This window comes from Microbacterium aurantiacum (genome assembly GCF_002872075.1).
Lineage (GTDB): Bacteria > Actinomycetota > Actinomycetes > Actinomycetales > Microbacteriaceae > Microbacterium > Microbacterium aurantiacum_A.
This window is the reverse complement of the sequence record NZ_PGGU01000005.1, coordinates 68,564-82,959: the sequence shown is the minus strand read 5'-3', so window position 1 is coordinate 82,959 and position 14,396 is coordinate 68,564. Positions and strand designations below refer to the sequence as shown.

Annotated in this window: 13 protein-coding genes; 5 read left to right on the top strand and 8 right to left on the bottom strand. The window is 67.2% G+C overall.

Going from position 1 to position 14,396, the window contains the following annotated elements:
• Positions 1 to 75: 75 nt before the first annotated feature.
• Positions 76 to 1,269 (bottom strand): extracellular solute-binding protein, encoded by a 1,194-nt coding sequence (locus CUR96_RS03300; protein WP_102191870.1) that lies wholly within the window; start codon positions 1,267 to 1,269, stop codon positions 76 to 78.
• A 45-nt stretch (positions 1,270 to 1,314) separates the two neighbouring features.
• A complete protein-coding gene (locus CUR96_RS03295; RefSeq protein ID WP_102191869.1) occupies positions 1,315 to 2,382 on the bottom strand; it encodes an ABC transporter ATP-binding protein in 1,068 nt (355 codons plus the stop codon).
• Between the two features lie 115 nt (positions 2,383 to 2,497).
• Between CUR96_RS03295 and CUR96_RS03290 the strand changes: the two genes are divergently transcribed.
• Both CUR96_RS03290 and CUR96_RS03285 read left to right on the top strand, forming a co-directional pair.
• Positions 2,498 to 3,277, top strand: a complete 780-nt coding sequence (locus tag CUR96_RS03290) for a FadR/GntR family transcriptional regulator (RefSeq protein WP_102191868.1) — start codon at positions 2,498 to 2,500, stop codon at positions 3,275 to 3,277.
• 37 nt (positions 3,278 to 3,314) lie between these two features.
• Positions 3,315 to 4,022: a cache domain-containing protein gene (locus CUR96_RS03285; RefSeq protein WP_102191867.1), complete on the top strand. Its 708-nt coding sequence runs from the start codon at positions 3,315 to 3,317 to the stop codon at positions 4,020 to 4,022.
• Positions 4,023 to 4,173: 151 nt separating this feature from the next.
• Here CUR96_RS03285 and CUR96_RS03280 read toward each other — a convergent pair whose 3' ends face one another.
• On the bottom strand, positions 4,174 to 5,478 hold the full coding sequence (locus tag CUR96_RS03280) for a PrsW family intramembrane metalloprotease (protein WP_245861068.1): 1,305 nt from the start codon (positions 5,476 to 5,478) through the stop codon (positions 4,174 to 4,176).
• Between the two features lie 88 nt (positions 5,479 to 5,566).
• On the opposite strand from CUR96_RS03280, the gene CUR96_RS03275 reads away from it, so the two are divergent.
• Entirely contained in the window at positions 5,567 to 6,436 is an 870-nt protein-coding gene (locus CUR96_RS03275; protein WP_102191866.1) for a fumarylacetoacetate hydrolase family protein, read from the top strand.
• Between the two features lie 75 nt (positions 6,437 to 6,511).
• On the opposite strand, the gene CUR96_RS03270 is transcribed toward CUR96_RS03275, so the two are convergent.
• From CUR96_RS03270 to CUR96_RS03260, 3 genes are read right to left on the bottom strand one after another with little or no spacing between them, the layout of a single operon-like run.
• Entirely contained in the window at positions 6,512 to 7,972 is a 1,461-nt protein-coding gene (locus tag CUR96_RS03270) for an aspartate ammonia-lyase (RefSeq protein ID WP_102191865.1), read from the bottom strand.
• Positions 7,973 to 8,021: 49 nt separating this feature from the next.
• Positions 8,022 to 8,957 (bottom strand): phosphodiesterase, encoded by a 936-nt coding sequence (locus CUR96_RS03265; protein ID WP_102191864.1) that lies wholly within the window; start codon positions 8,955 to 8,957, stop codon positions 8,022 to 8,024.
• Between the two features lie 49 nt (positions 8,958 to 9,006).
• Entirely contained in the window at positions 9,007 to 9,576 is a 570-nt protein-coding gene (locus CUR96_RS03260) for a dihydrofolate reductase family protein (protein ID WP_102192242.1), read from the bottom strand.
• A gap of 71 nt (positions 9,577 to 9,647) precedes the next feature.
• On the opposite strand from CUR96_RS03260, the gene CUR96_RS03255 reads away from it, so the two are divergent.
• Entirely contained in the window at positions 9,648 to 10,220 is a 573-nt protein-coding gene (locus CUR96_RS03255) for a TetR/AcrR family transcriptional regulator (protein ID WP_102191863.1), read from the top strand.
• A gap of 6 nt (positions 10,221 to 10,226) precedes the next feature.
• Here the strand turns inward: CUR96_RS03255 and CUR96_RS03250 are convergent, their stop codons facing one another.
• Both CUR96_RS03250 and CUR96_RS03245 read right to left on the bottom strand, forming a co-directional pair.
• The gene (locus tag CUR96_RS03250) at positions 10,227 to 10,553 is read right to left on the bottom strand and encodes a peptidase (protein ID WP_102191862.1); all 327 of its coding nucleotides are present in this window, start codon (positions 10,551 to 10,553) and stop codon (positions 10,227 to 10,229) included.
• Complete coding sequence (locus CUR96_RS03245) at positions 10,550 to 11,902, bottom strand: inorganic phosphate transporter (RefSeq protein WP_102191861.1); 1,353 nt, start codon at positions 11,900 to 11,902, stop codon at positions 10,550 to 10,552. The genes CUR96_RS03250 and CUR96_RS03245 overlap by 4 nt, the downstream gene beginning before the upstream one ends.
• Before the next feature lie 158 nt (positions 11,903 to 12,060).
• On the opposite strand from CUR96_RS03245, the gene CUR96_RS03240 reads away from it, so the two are divergent.
• Complete coding sequence (locus CUR96_RS03240; RefSeq protein ID WP_102191860.1) at positions 12,061 to 14,160, top strand: S9 family peptidase; 2,100 nt, start codon at positions 12,061 to 12,063, stop codon at positions 14,158 to 14,160.
• The last annotated feature ends 236 nt before the right edge of the window (positions 14,161 to 14,396 follow it).

Here is a 14,396-nt window from a genome sequence, read left to right as displayed (position 1 = left end):
GTCGTCATTGTGAATGGTCCGGTTCCCTGGGCGGAGCCGAGGCCCCGCCCAGGGAACGTGTGCGGTCGTGGTCGCTCAGCCCTTGACCGAGAGCCAGGCGTCCGTCCACTGCTGGAAGTTCGTGCAGGTCGCCTCTTCGGCCGTACGACCGTCGATGCACTGCTCGATCGGGGTGGTCCAGAACCACACCTTCTCGAAGTACTCCTCGTTGGTGGCGTTGTAGTACTCGCAGTGCGCCTTGGCCTCGTCGCTCGTCTCGCAGAACGCGGCGTTGGCCGGGGCCATGCCGAAGTTCATCGCGATGGCGCCGTTGACCTCGGGGGTCGAGGCGTAGTCCATCCAGGCGTAGGCGCAGTTCGGGTTCTTCGCCTCAGCCGCCAGCATCCAGGCATCCGACCAGCCGGTCGAGCCTTCCTCCGGCAGCACGCTCTTGAACTTGTCGTCTTCGGTGAGCTTGCGCAGCACCTCCCATGAGGTGCCGAGCACGGTGGTGCCGCCGGCGAACGAGGTGATCTGCGCAGCCGGGTCCGACCAGTACTCCGAGACGATCTCGTTCTGCTGCTTGAGCAGATCGACGGCCGCGGCGAGCTGCTTCTCGTCGAGGGCGTACGGGTTCTCGATGCCGAGGTCGGGTTCGTGTGCCATCAGGTACACCGCGGCATCGGCGATGTAGATCGGCGCGTCGTAGGCGATGACCTGGCCCGCGTACGGGCTGTCCTTCTCCCAGGCGATGTCCCAGCTCGTGGGCTCCTCGGTGACGACCTCACTGTTGTACTGCAGGATGTTGGCGCCGCGGCCGATCGGGATGCCGTAGGACTTGCCGTTGATCGTGTCGTAGATCTGGCCCTTCATCCCGGCGACGATGTCGTCGCCGAAGCTCGGGATCAGGTCGAGGTTGAGCGGCTGGACGTCACCGCCGGCGATCAGGCGCAGGCTGGCGTCACCGGAGGCGGACACGAGGTCGTAGTCCCCGGTGCGCATGAGCTGGACCATCTCGTCGCTGGTGCCGGCGACGCGGCGGTTGACCGTGCATCCGGTGTCCGCGGTGAACCGGTCGCTCCAGTCGGCCTCGACGAAACCGCTCCAGGCGATGATGTTGACTTCGTCTTCGTTGTCGCCGAGCTTGTCGAGCATCGGGACGTCGGGAACCTCGATCTGAAGTTCACCGCCGCCCTCGGCCGGCGCTTCTTCCCCGCTGCCGGAGCAGGCGGAGAGGGCGAGGACGGCGACGGCTGCCATTGCGGTGGTCGCCAGGATCTTGTTGCGCATTGATCGCTCCTTTGTGATCGGTGGTGCAGGGTGGGGTTTGGATGTTCAGGGAAGCCGTGCCGCGTGCTCCGGGGTCCATGCGGCACGGACATGGTCTCCTCGGCCGAAGACGGCTCCGGAGATCGGGTGGTACGCGTTGGGCTGCTCGGCGATGATGTCGACTCCGGCATCGGCGGTCACCAGATAGCGGGTCGCCGGGCCGGTGTACACGACCTCGCGGATCGTGCCGGTCAGAGAGACATCGCCGTCGTCGAGCGGTTCGTCAGGTGAGGTGAGACGCACACGCTCGGGGCGGATGCTCATCGTCCGGCGGTCGCCGGTGAGCTCTTCGGCGAGATCATCGCTGATGAGGTTGGAGAGGCCCAGGAAGCGCGCGACGAACTCGGTCCGGGGGCACTCGTACACTTCTTGAGCCGTGCCGATCTGCTCGATCCGACCGTTGTTGAACACGGCGACCCGATCGCTCAGGGTGAGCGCCTCCTCCTGGTCGTGCGTGACGAAGATGAACGTGATTCCCACTTCGCGCTGGATCTGCTTCAGCTCGATCTGCATCTGCTCGCGCAGCTGCTTGTCGAGGGCGCCCAACGGCTCGTCGAGCAGGAGCACCTGGGGGCGCAGGATGAGCGCACGTGCCAGGGCGATGCGCTGACGCTGCCCTCCGGACAGCTGGTGGGGCAGGCGGCTCGCGACATGATCGAGCCGCACCTGCGCGAGAGACTCCTGCACTCGTCCGGCCCGCTCCCGCCTGGCCTCACCCCGGACACGCAGTCCGTAGCCGACGTTCTCGGCGATCGTCAGGTGCGGGAAGAGCGCGTAGTCCTGGAACACGGTGTTCACCTGGCGCGCGTGCGGCGGCGTCTTCGTGACATCGGCACCGGACAGGCGGATGCTGCCGCTCGTCGCGTCCTCGAAGCCGGCGATCATCCGCAGCACCGTGGTCTTTCCCGAGCCGGAGGGGCCGAGCATCGAGAGGAACTCGCCGGAGGCCACCTGGAGGTCGAGATCCTTGACGGCGGTGACCTCGCCGAAGGATTTGGTGACGCCGCTCAGCGTCACCGTTCCCGGTGCAGCCGCGGCGAGTGCTGCCGTGGTCTCTTGTGCCGTAGCGATCATCTCGCTCTCCTCTGGTCATCGTCGAACGGGGAAGATGAGATAAACATATAAACCCAGAGGTAATATTTCAAGTGGAAGTTTTCGCCGTTCACCGAGGAAGGTGGAGAATCGCAGAATGGAATCGTTGTCGACGCCGCTCACGGCACCGGATTCCGAGGCACGCCATGACGCCACCCCGCACCGCCTGCAGGGTGCACTGTTCCAGCCGATCGGCGACGAGGGGCGCGCCGAGCTGGTCGAGCGCCGTCTGGTCGATGCGATCACCCGCGGTCATCTGCGTGCCGGGGAACGGCTTCCCTCGGAATCAGACCTGTCCAGGAGCCTGGGCGTCGCCCCGGTCACCGTCCGTGAGGCGCTGCTCGCCATGCGGGGCCGTGGACTGGTCATCACCAAGCGCGGACGCAACGGTGGAAGCTTCGTCGCCGAGCACGCCGACCCGCTCTCCTTCGCGCGAGAAGCGGTGCGCACCTCCTCCCGTCTCGCCCTGCGCGACCTCGGCGCGCACTACGCGGCGATCACCGGCGCCTGCGTGCGCCTCGCGGCCCGGCGCGCCGACGCCTCCGAGACTCAGCAGGTGCGGCGGCGGATGGAGCGCCTCACCGAGCTGGACCAGGAACAGCAGCGCCGACTGCTCGATGACGTGCAGATCGAACTCGTCGCACTGAGCCAGTCCGCACGATTGACCCGAGAGCAGATGAAGCTGCAGGCAGAGCTCTCCCCCTACCTGCGCCTCGTCGCGCACGAGGTCGAGGATCATCGCCGCCAAGCGACTCATCTCGCCGCGGTCATCGATGCCGTCGAAGATGCCGACGCGGAAGCTGCAGGCAGACGGACGGAGCTCATGGTGACCGAGACGATCGACGCGCTCATCGAGCTGCAGACGAAGATCAGCTGAACGACGAACCCACCATCGACGTGCACAGGAGGACGTGATGAGTACGAAGACCCCCACCGCGATCGACGCCGCGGCCACGATCGTGCGGGAGTACTTCTCCTCGCCGATCCGCTCACTGCTGAGCTGGGTCACGCCCCTCGCCGAGCAGCTCGCGGCCGCCGAGCGCAGCGGTCCTCTCACCAGGGCCAAGGTCGATGCGCTGGTGCGGCCGTACGCCCTGGAGACGCTCGCTCTCCCCGGCGTCCCGGTGTACGGCGCAGGGTTCATCGCGGCGATCGACCTCCTCTCGGACGCGCGCAGCCATCTCGCATGGTGGCAAGGCGCGGAGCGCAGGCAACTCGTCCTCGCATCGCAGTCGGTCAACAAGGAGAACATCGACTACAGCGCCCTCGAGTGGTATCGGGTGCCGATGTCGACCGGCGACCCGCACGTCGCGGGCCCGTACGTCGACTACCTCTGCAGCGACGAATACACGATCACCATCGCCGCCCCGGCGGAGGTCGACGGGGCGAGAATCGGGGTCGCCGGTCTCGATCTGCTCGTCTCCGCGGTCGAGCGCGACCTCACACCGAGATTCGCCGCGCTCGGGCACGAGGTGACTCTGACGAACGGTGTCGGACGGGTGGTGGTCTCCACCGATCCGAGGTGCGCCACCGGCGACTCGATACGCGGCAGCCGTCTCGAAGGGCTCCCCCGCGTCGCGTGCGCAGGCGTCGCGCTCGACGTCATCGTCGAGATGAGCTGACCGACGAGTTCCAGAACTCACTTGACACCCGGGGCAGGCGGGTGCACCCTGTTTACAGATCAACTCAGCGCCCGGGCGTCATGCAGGCATCGCCGCAGCACCGGGCGCTGAGTCTTGCTCCAGGAGGCTTCTCGAGCCGGTCCCGGCTGGGTCAGTAGGCCAGCAGCGCCGCCCTCGTCGCCCTGGTGCGGATGAGCAGCGCCCTCTCGTCGTCGGCGACGAGAGGATCGCGTCCGCTGATCGCGCGCTGGCGGACGGCGGCGAGGGCCGTCGCATCCCTGATGAACTCACGCATCAACGGGCGACGATCCCCCCGCAACGAAGCGGCCCACCGCAGCCCGGTCTTTCGACCGGCGGGAGTGGCGAGCATCGTCACCTCTTCCGGCGTGAACCATCCGGCGGCGGCGTAGTCGCCGAGCCGCAGTCGTGTGAGCCGGGATTCCTCCCGGCGCAGCGCGATGATCGCGAGGATGAAGCCGACGAACAGCGGCACCTGCAGGGTGAAGTACAGAACGTAGAAGTCCGCAACGAAACTCGAGCCGTTCCAGAAGGCGTGCAGCAGGATGGCACCGAGCATCCCGAGCAGGCCGATCCCGAGCGCGGCACCTGCCGAGGCATGCCGCCGCGCGGCGAGACCGATCGCGAAGCCGGTGAGCGCCGTGAACATCGCGTGGGCGAACGGCGACATCAGTCCCCGCAGCACGAACGTGATCGTGAGCTGCTCGCCGCCGCCCTCGATGAGGCTGATCGCGAAGTACTGGATGTTCTCGGTGAAAGCGAAGCCGGCCCCGACGAGCGCACCGTAGACGACCCCGTCGACCGGACCATCGAAGGCGCGGCGCGCCGTGAGATAGATGAGGAAGACGCCCAGGCCCTTCCAGAACTCCTCGACGATCGGAGCCTGGACGATGGCGGCCACCGCCTCGGTGCGAAGGCCGAAGAGCAGTGTGATCGCGATGTCGAGCAGCAGGGTGAGACCGATCGCGGCGATCGCTCCCCAGGCGACGGCGAAGAACAGGACGCGCTTCGGCTCCGGCTCCCAGCGGTCGATCAGCCGTACCCCGAGCAGGACGATGATGAGGGGAATGAGCGCGAGCACCATCCCGATGCCGGAAGCGAGCACGCCCAGGGCCCAGACGAAGTAACCGATCAACGCGATCAACAGGAAGCCGAGCGCGCCGAAGAGCCAGATCGAGACGGTGCGCCCCTTCTTCGCGGGGACCGGCAGGCTGGGCAGCGAGGGCGCCGGCGACGGTGCCACAGGCGCGGGGGGTGAGTAGTGCGTGGGCTGCGCGAGCGCCGAGCCGAAGGCCGGCTGCTGCGAGAACTGCGGCGGAATGTAGGGAGATTGCGCGTACTGCTGCGCCGAGTACTGCGACGCCGTCGGCGACGACTGCGCGGGCGGCGGCGTGTACGGCGAGGGCTGCTGCGGCTGGGACGGTCCTCCGGAACTCATAGCCAAAGCATATGGGGCACAAGCATTGCGCTCGCGGTCTGGTGAAGTCCTCCAGAAAGATCGAGCCTGTCACCGGTAGCGTAGAGATATGCGGTTCGCTCATCTGCGCCGTGCCGATTCCTCCCACGTTGCTCTCGCAGTGGTGGAAGACGCCGATGCCATCCTCGTCTCCGATCTCCTCACCGACGCGCCTGCGACCCTGCAGGACCTCATCGAAGGCGGTGCCGACGCGCTCGACGCGATCAGGCGCGCTCTCGCCGCAGGCGCCGCACCGCGGCATCCGCTCGGCGACTTCGGCTATGCGTCGGCCGTTCTCGCTCCCCCCGCCGTACTCGCCGTCGGGCTGAACTACGCCGCGCACTCGAGCGAACTCGGCCTGAAGACCGACAGCGCGCCGACCGTCTTCACCCTGTGGCCGAACTCCCTCACCGGGCACGAGGAGACGACCTCCTGGCCGCGATCGCTGAGCGAATCCGTCGACTACGAAGCCGAACTCGGGGTGCTCATCGGCACGCCGGCCAAGGACGTGCCCGCCGACGAGGCGCTGTCGCACGTCTGGGGGTACACGGTCGTCAACGACATCACCGCCCGCGACATCCAGTTCTCCGAGGCGCAGTGGTCGCGATGCAAGTCGTTCGACGGCTTCACCCCGACCGGCCCGTTCGCGGTCACCGCCGACGAGGTCGCCGATCCGCAGGATCTGCACATCTGGACGATCGTCGACGGTCACACCGTGCAGGATGCCTCCACCGGTCAGATGGTCCGCTCCGTGGCGACGCTGATCGCCCACCTGTCGCAGTCGCTGACGCTGCTGCCGGGCACGCTGATCTCCACCGGCAGCCCCGGGGGCGCCGGCTACTCGCGCGACCCGCAGATCTTCCTTCGCGATCGTTCCACCGTGACCGTGGGCATCGACGGAATCGGCGAGCTCACCACGCACTGCCGCATCCTCAACTGAGGAGGGACGGCGCTCGACCGCCCCGGAACGACGAAGGACGGATGCTGCGGCATCCGTCCTTCGTCGTCAGCGGGCTCAGATCTCGGTGAGGTCCTCCGCCGCGATGATCGGGATCGCCGCCGTCACGGCTTCGAGTCCGGAGAGCCGAGCGGGCGAGAGCTGCTTGACGACTTCCTCGCGCGACATGAGACCTGCTTCGACGACGAGGTCGGCGACATTGCGGTTCGTCAGCAGCGCGGCCTTCGCGAGAGCGGCGGATGCCGCGTAGCCGATGAACGGCGTCAGGGCAGTGATGACGCCGACCGATGCGCCGACCATCGCGCCGAGACGGTCGCGGTTGGCGGTGATGCCGTCGACGCAGTTGACGCGCAGCGTCCACATCGCCTGACGCATCCAGGTGATCGACTGGAAGATGGAGTGCGCGATGACCGGTTCGAAGGCGTTGAGCTGCAGCTGGCCGCCCTCGACCGCCATGGTGACGGTCATATCGGCACCGACCACGGCGAATGCCACCTGGTTGACGACTTCGGGGATGACGGGGTTCACCTTGCCGGGCATGATGCTGGAACCGGCCTGCTTCGCCGGCAGATTGATCTCTCCGAGACCCGCCTGTGGGCCCGAGGAGAGCAGCCGGAGGTCGTTGCAGATCTTGGACAGCTTGACCGCGTTGCGCTTCAGTGACGACGAGAACGACATGAACGAACCCGTGTCGCTCGTCGACTCGACGAGGTCGGTGGCCGTCTCGAGGTCGAGGCCGCTGATCTCACGGAGGTGCTTGAGCACGACGGGCGCGTAGTCGATGTGGGTGGTGATGCCCGTGCCGATGGCGGTCGCGCCCATGTTGATCTCGAACATCAGCGACGCGTTCTCGCCGAGACGGCTGTGATCCTCGCCGAGGGTCGTCGCGAAACCGTGGAACTCCTGGCCGAGCGTCATCGGCACAGCGTCCTGCAGCTGGGTGCGGCCGACCTTGAGGACGTCGTGGAACTCCACGGCCTTCCCGAGGAACGACCGGCGGAGGAGGTCGAGTTCGTCCAGCAGCGACTGCAGCGTCAGCGACAGGCCGATCTTCACGGCGGTCGGGTACACGTCGTTGGTGGACTGGCTGCGGTTGGTGTGGTCGATCGGCGAGAGGAAGGCGTAGTCGCCCTTCTCGCGGCCGGCCATCTCGAGCGCGATGTTGGTGATGACCTCGTTCGCGTTCATATTCGTCGAGGTGCCGGCACCGCCCTGGATCACGCCGACGGTGAACTGGTCGTGGAACTCACCGTCGATGACGCGCTGCGCCGCCCGGTCGATGAGGTCGGCCCGCTCGGCGTCGAGGACGCCGATCTCCCGGTTCGCGCGTGCGCTGGCCTGCTTGACCATCGCGAGGGCCCTCACCAGGTCGGGGTAGACCGAGATCGGACGCTTGGTGATCGGGAAGTTCGCATCGGCACGGGCAGTGTGGATCCCCCAGTACGCGTCGACGGGGATCTCCATGCTGCCGAGGGAATCGGTCTCGGTGCGGGTCAGGGCAGGCGCGGCAGAAGCCATGTCACATCCTTGTGGGTGGTGGCGGGTGAGAGAAGTTCGGGGGATGCTTCTATTCTATGCCGCTCGGCTGGCCGGTCTTGCGGGAGAACGCTTCCAACCGCTCGGCGGGCGTCAGTCCCGCCATCTTCTCCAGCCACGCCTCGGAGAAGTAGTCGCCGGTGGGAGCATCCGTGACCGGCACCACCGTGTGCGTGATCGTGTCGGGGCGCACGTGCACCAACTGGAACGACTGCGCGGCATCCATTCCGTTGACGGCGGACGCGGGTAGCGCGACGTTCATCGTGTAGCAGGTGGCGGACGCGACGCTCACCGGTACCCCGGCGAAGGTGCCGTGAGCCGAGTAGTGCAGATGGCCGGCGAGGATGCCCCGGACGTCGCTCCCCCGGATCACCTCGGCGAGCTCGTCCTGATGCTGGAGCTCGAGGATGTCGAAGAGGGGGACGTGACTGGGCAGCGGAGGGTGATGCATCGCCAGCAGCGTCCCGTGCCGCGCCGGCTCCCGGAGCTGCCCGGCGAGCCACTCGAGCTGCGTGCGGTCGAGGTCGCCATGGTGCCAGCCGGGCACGCTGGTGTCCAGGGCGATCAACCGCAGGCCGTCGAGGTCCCAGACGCCGGTGACCGGTTCCTCGGTGGGGGCGAGCCCCAGGAGACCCTGTCGCAGGGCCGGGCGCTCATCATGGTTTCCGGCGACCCAGACGACGGCCGCGCCGAGGTCGGCCGCGACCGGCTCGACGGCATCCCGCAGACGACGATAGGCGTCGGGCTCGCCCAGATCGGCGAGGTCGCCGGTGATCACGATCGCCGCGGGGTTCGGGTGGACGACCGTGATCGCTTCGAGGGTTCGTGCGAAATTCGCCTCGACGTCGTACTGGCCGGCGAGTCGGGCTCCGCCGGCCAGGAAATGCGGGTCGCTGACGTGGATGATCACGTGGGATGCAGGCTCGTGACGACCGAAGACGTGCTCGCTGGCGGAGTGCGCAGACATGGCATCAGCCTAGGCGGCGAGACCGATGATCGTCTCGCCGCCTCCGGAATCACGTCTCGTGTCGACGAGCGTATTCCGAGAACACGACCCCTGAACCGAACGCCGTCGTGCTCACCTCCTCAAACTGTGCGGGGCGATACGAGCGGGTCCCGAACAGAGGGATGCCATCACCGAAGAGCAGCGGGTACCTCTTCAGCACCAGCCGATCGATCTCGGGCGCCAGGGATGCGGCGAGCCGACCGCCGCCGCAGAGCCAGATCGCCGCGCCCTCCTCCGATTTCAGTCGCCGCACCACTTCGGCCGGGTCGCTATCGGTGACCTCCAGGTTCTCCCCCGCTGCGCTATGCGTCCGAGAGAAGACGATCTGCCTCAGGTGCCGGTAGGGGCTGACCATCCCGCCAACCGCGTAGGTGTTCCATCCCATGAGCACCGTGTCGAACATCGACCTCTCTTGACGGATTCCCAGCGATGCGGCGAAGTCGGTCGGGATGGTATCGCCGAATCGCCTGTTGATCTCTTCCACATGATCACCGACGACAGGGAAGGCATCGAACTCGCCGTTCGGTCCTGCGATGAAGCCGTCCAAGGTGACGGCCGCGTAGTACACCAGTTCTCGCATCATTCTCCATTCACGACATGTGTAGTAAATAGAGATTACAGCACCTGTAGTGGTTGCGCTAGGGTGAACTCATGGCAAAGAACGAGGCGAGACGACGTACGATCACGGATGCCGGCCTCCGCGTGCTCGCGCACGACGGCTCCCGCGGACTCACCCATCGCGCGGTGGACCTCGAGGCCGGTGTGCCCACCGGGACGACATCGAACTATTTCCGCACCAGGGACGCCCTCATCGAGAGTCTGGTCGAACGCATCGGCGAACGGCTGGCGCCGGCGCCGGAGGATCTCGCCGCGCGCGCGTCATCCGTTCCGAGCCGAGCACTGTTCGCAGACTATCTCCGCGACATCGTGCGTCGGCTGAGCGACGATCGCGACGTGACGCTTGCGTTGTTCGAGCTCCGCTTGGAGAGCAGCCGACGTCCGGAGATCGCTGCTGTACTGGGGGCGTGGCAGCGATCGGGCCTGGACGCCGATGTCGATTTCAACGTGCAGGCGGGCCTTCCGGGAGGGCGCCGCGAGATCGCGTTGTTCCACTACGCCATCGACGGGCTCCTGCTCGACCGCCTGACGACGCCAATTGATCCGGAGACCTCGACGGACGCGGTGATCGACGATCTCGTCGCCGGTCTCCTCGGCGCAGGCTGACGTCTCTCAGTGCCCGACGACGATGATCAGAATGCCGCTGATCACCGCGACGGCGCAGAGGGCGAAGCATCCGTAGGCCCCGAGGAGCGAGAGACGCTTCTGGGCCGCCGTGAGCGGACTCTTCTTGGCGGCTTTCGCGGCCTGCTTGGCGGCTCGCTTGAGCTCCTTCTCGGTGATCACGGTGATCGCGTCGGTGAACTCGGCCGGGCTCACCACAGGGGCATGCCCGCTGCGCACCAGCAGGCGCAGGCCCACGGCGTAGAAGGTGACGATCGCCGCGGAACCGACGAGCGCGGCCACGAACACCTGGACGAAGGCCAGCCAGTTGATCACTTCGACTCCTCGTTCCTGCCGGCGGCATCGGCATCGTCCTGACCTGCGGCCGACGGGGTTCCGGACTTCGCGGCGATCTTCGCCTTCTTCGCGGCCGACTTCGCCTGCTCACGCGCCTGCGCCCTGGCCTTGGCCTCGGCCTTGGCCAGGGCGAGGCGCTGCTGACGACGGGTCGGCGGCGGTGCGTCCGGAAGGTCGACGGCCAGTCCCGACTCGGCGACGTCGCTCATGGCGTTGGCGTGGGTGACCGCGTTGCGACGGGAGCGCAGGAAGAGGGCGATGATGATCGCCACGGCGAGCACGGCGTCGATCGCGACACCCCAGTTACCCAGCCACTGCACCAGCAGCGCGGCCAGTCCGCCGACTGCTCCGGCGGCCGGAAGGGTGAGCAGCCAGCCGATGCCGATACGCCCGGCGGTCCGCCAGCGCACGGTGGAACCACGGCGGCCGAGACCGGAGCCGATGACGGATCCCGAGGCGACCTGCGTCGTGGACAACGCGAAACCGAGGGCGCTGGAAGCGAGGATGGTGGCCGCCGTCGAGCTCTCGGCGGCGAACCCCTGTGCGGGCTTGACGTCGGTGAGACCCTTGCCGAGTGTCCGGATGATCCGCCAGCCGCCGAGATACGTGCCGAGAGCGATCGTGAAGGCGCAGGCGACGATGACCCAGAACTCCGGCTCGTGGTGCGCGTCCGACTGCCATCCGATGGTGATGAGGGCGAGCGTGATGATGCCCATGGTCTTCTGCGCGTCGTTCGTGCCGTGCGCGAGGGCGACGAGCGAGGACGTGAAGATCTGGCCCCAGCGGAAACCGTCGCGGCCATCGGGTTTGCCGTCGTAGCGTCGCGTGATCGAGTAGGCGATCTTGGTGGCGATGAACGCGATGAGACCCGCTGTGAGCGGCGCGATGAGCGCCGGCAGGATGATCTTCGACAGCACGATGCCGAAGTCGATCCCGGTGAATCCGACGCCGACCAGGGTGGCGCCGATCAGCCCGCCGAACAGCGCGTGCGACGAGCTCGACGGCAGACCGAGCAGCCATGTGAGCATGTTCCAGGTGATCGCGCCGATGAGTCCGGCGAAGATCAACGGCAGGAACACCTCCGCGCCCATCTCGCGGATCGCGTCTTCGCGGACGATGCCGCCCGACACGGTCTTGGCGACCTCGGTCGACAGGAACGCTCCGACGAGATTGAGGACGGCTGCGAGGAGAACAGCGGTCTTGGGTTTGAGAGCACCGGTCGCGATGGGCGTCGCCATCGCGTTCGCGGTGTCGTGGAAGCCATTGGTGAAGTCGAAGAAGAGTGCCAGTGCAATCACCAGCACGACGATGAGGGCTGCGGTTTCCACCGTACGCTTTCGGTCGTTTCGAGGAAGAAAGGAGGTGTCGACGTGATCGACGTGATGAACGAAGAGTTCACCGTGGGTTTGACTTCCGTTAACCGGCCCCGGTCGATCCTCCCACCCTCCCCCGCGCCGGTCAACTTGACCTGGGATAGCGTGGAGCGGTGACCAACGCCCCGATCGCAGACCGCCGCTCGCACATCCGAACCCACCACGGCCACAGCTTCGACGATCCTTACGAGTGGCTGCGTGAGAAGGAGTCGCCGGAGGTCGTCGCGCACCTCGAAGCCGAGAACGCCCACACGGATGCCGAGACCGCGCATCTCGCAGATCTCCGCGAGACCCTTTTCCAGGAGATCAAGGGGCGCGTACTGGAGACCGATCTGTCGGTGCCCACCCGACGCGGCGACTGGTGGTACTACAGCCGCACCGAGGAGGGCGCCCAGTACGGCATCCACTGCCGCGCCGCTGCGGCCGCAGGCGACTGGACTCCCCCGCACCTCGAACCCGGACTGGCGGTACCGGGCGAAGAAGTGCTGCTCGACGGCAACGTCGAAGCCGAGGGGCATGAGTTCTTCTCGCTGGGCTCGTTCGCCGTCTCGGATGACGCGACCCGGCTGCTCTGGTCCACCGACTTCGAGGGCGACGAGCGTTACACCGTCCACGTGCGCGACCTCGTCACGGGCGAGCAGTTCGCCGACGAGATCCCGAACACCGGTGGCGCCTTCTTCACCCCGGACGGGACCGGCATCCTGTACACGACCCTCGACGACTCCTGGCGGCCGGACACGCTGTGGCTGCACCGCATCGGTACCGCGGTCGACGACGATGTGAAGCTCTTCCACGAGCCCGACGAGCGGTTCTGGCTGGGAGCGGGCATCACCCGCAGCCGCCGCTATCTGGTCATCGCCGTGGGCTCCAGCATCACGAGCGAAGAGCGCCTGGTCGATCTGGACGGCCCGATCACCGCCGAACCGCAACTGGTATGGCCCCGCAGCGAGGGCGTGGAGTATTCGCTCGAGCACGCCGTCGTCGACGGCGAAGACCGCCTGTTCATCCTGCACAACGACGGCGCCCTCGATTTCGAGCTGGTCTCCGTACCGGCATCCGACCCCCAGGGCGAGCGGCGCGTGATCGTCGCACACGAGTCCGGTCGCCGGCTGCTCGGCATGGACGCGTTCCGCGATTTCGCCACTGTGGAGTACCGCAGCGAGGGCCTGGAGCGCGTCGGCCTGCTCGACTACGCGACGGATGCAGTCGACGAGCTGTCCTTCGACGAGCCGCTGTACTCGGCCGGGGTCAGCGGCAACCCCGAATGGCACTCGCCGTTCCTGCGCCTGGGATACGCCTCGTTCGTGACCCCCGGCACCGTCTACGACCTCGACCTGGCCACCCGCGAACTGGTGCTGCGCAAGCAGCAGCCGGTGCTCGGCGGCTACGACGCGGCCGAGTACGGCCAGAAGCGCGAGTGGGCCGTGGCCCCTGACGGGACGCGGGTGCCGATCTCGCTGGTCTGGAAGCGATCGTTCGGCGAGCCCGGCGCCGCATCGCGGCCGCTGCACCTCTACGGCTACGGCTCGTACGAGCACTCCATCGATCCCGGTTTCTCAGTGGCGCGTCTCTCCGAGCTCGACCGCGGCGTGATCTTCGCCGTGGCGCACGTGCGTGGCGGTGGCGAGATGGGCCGGCACTGGTATGAGGACGGCAAGAAGCTGTTCAAGCGCAACACCTTCACGGATTTCGTCGCGTGCGCCGAGCACCTGATCTCGACCGGGGTCACCACCGCCGACCGCATGGTCGCCGAGGGCGGCAGCGCCGGCGGGCTGCTCATGGGCGCGGTCGCCAACCTCGCGCCGGAGAAGTTCGCCGGCATCCTGGCATCCGTCCCGTTCGTCGACGCGCTGACCTCGATCCTCGACCCTTCGCTCCCCCTCACCGTGATCGAGTGGGACGAGTGGGGCGACCCGCTGCACGAAGCCGAGGTCTACGAGTACATGCGGTCGTACACCCCCTACGAGAACGTGCGGTCGGATGCGGCGTACCCCCGGATCCTCGCGGTGACCTCCCTCAACGACACGCGCGTGCTGTACGTGGAACCGGCCAAGTGGGTCGCCGCGCTGCGCGTCGCGGGAGCATCCGATGTCCTGCTGAAGTGCGAGATGGTCGCCGGGCACGGCGGCGTCAGCGGACGGTACAACTCCTGGAAGGAACGCGCCTTCGAGCTCGCCTGGTTGCTCGACACCCTCGGCCTCGCAAAGGCCTGAGCCGGCATGGGCGCCCCGGGATGCGCGCATCCCGGGGCCTTGGCCGGCGCACGCGCACGCAGATGTGCGCATGTCACACAACTCGCGGGTCCGGCACCGCTGCACGCGCGGATGCTGTGCCATGCGGTGGCGCCGCGTCATGGAAGTCGTCGGTGGTCCGGTGACGCACCCGCGATTTCTGTGACGCGCGCAAACCTCCACTTGTTCTCCACAAGGTCACCGGCGGGTAGTTTCTC

Coding starts and splice junctions, on each gene's coding strand:
- CUR96_RS03285 (WP_102191867.1), top strand. CDS start 3,315: ATGAGTACGAAGACCCCCACCGCGATCGACGCCGCGGCCACGATCGTG.
- CUR96_RS03290 (WP_102191868.1), top strand. CDS start 2,498: ATGGAATCGTTGTCGACGCCGCTCACGGCACCGGATTCCGAGGCACGC.
- CUR96_RS03300 (WP_102191870.1), bottom strand. CDS start 1,269: ATGCGCAACAAGATCCTGGCGACCACCGCAATGGCAGCCGTCGCCGTC.
- CUR96_RS03295 (WP_102191869.1), bottom strand. CDS start 2,382: ATGATCGCTACGGCACAAGAGACCACGGCAGCACTCGCCGCGGCTGCA.
- CUR96_RS03265 (WP_102191864.1), bottom strand. CDS start 8,957: ATGTCTGCGCACTCCGCCAGCGAGCACGTCTTCGGTCGTCACGAGCCT.
- CUR96_RS03255 (WP_102191863.1), top strand. CDS start 9,648: ATGGCAAAGAACGAGGCGAGACGACGTACGATCACGGATGCCGGCCTC.
- CUR96_RS03260 (WP_102192242.1), bottom strand. CDS start 9,576: ATGCGAGAACTGGTGTACTACGCGGCCGTCACCTTGGACGGCTTCATC.
- CUR96_RS03280 (WP_245861068.1), bottom strand. CDS start 5,478: ATGAGTTCCGGAGGACCGTCCCAGCCGCAGCAGCCCTCGCCGTACACG.
- CUR96_RS03270 (WP_102191865.1), bottom strand. CDS start 7,972: ATGGCTTCTGCCGCGCCTGCCCTGACCCGCACCGAGACCGATTCCCTC.
- CUR96_RS03275 (WP_102191866.1), top strand. CDS start 5,567: ATGCGGTTCGCTCATCTGCGCCGTGCCGATTCCTCCCACGTTGCTCTC.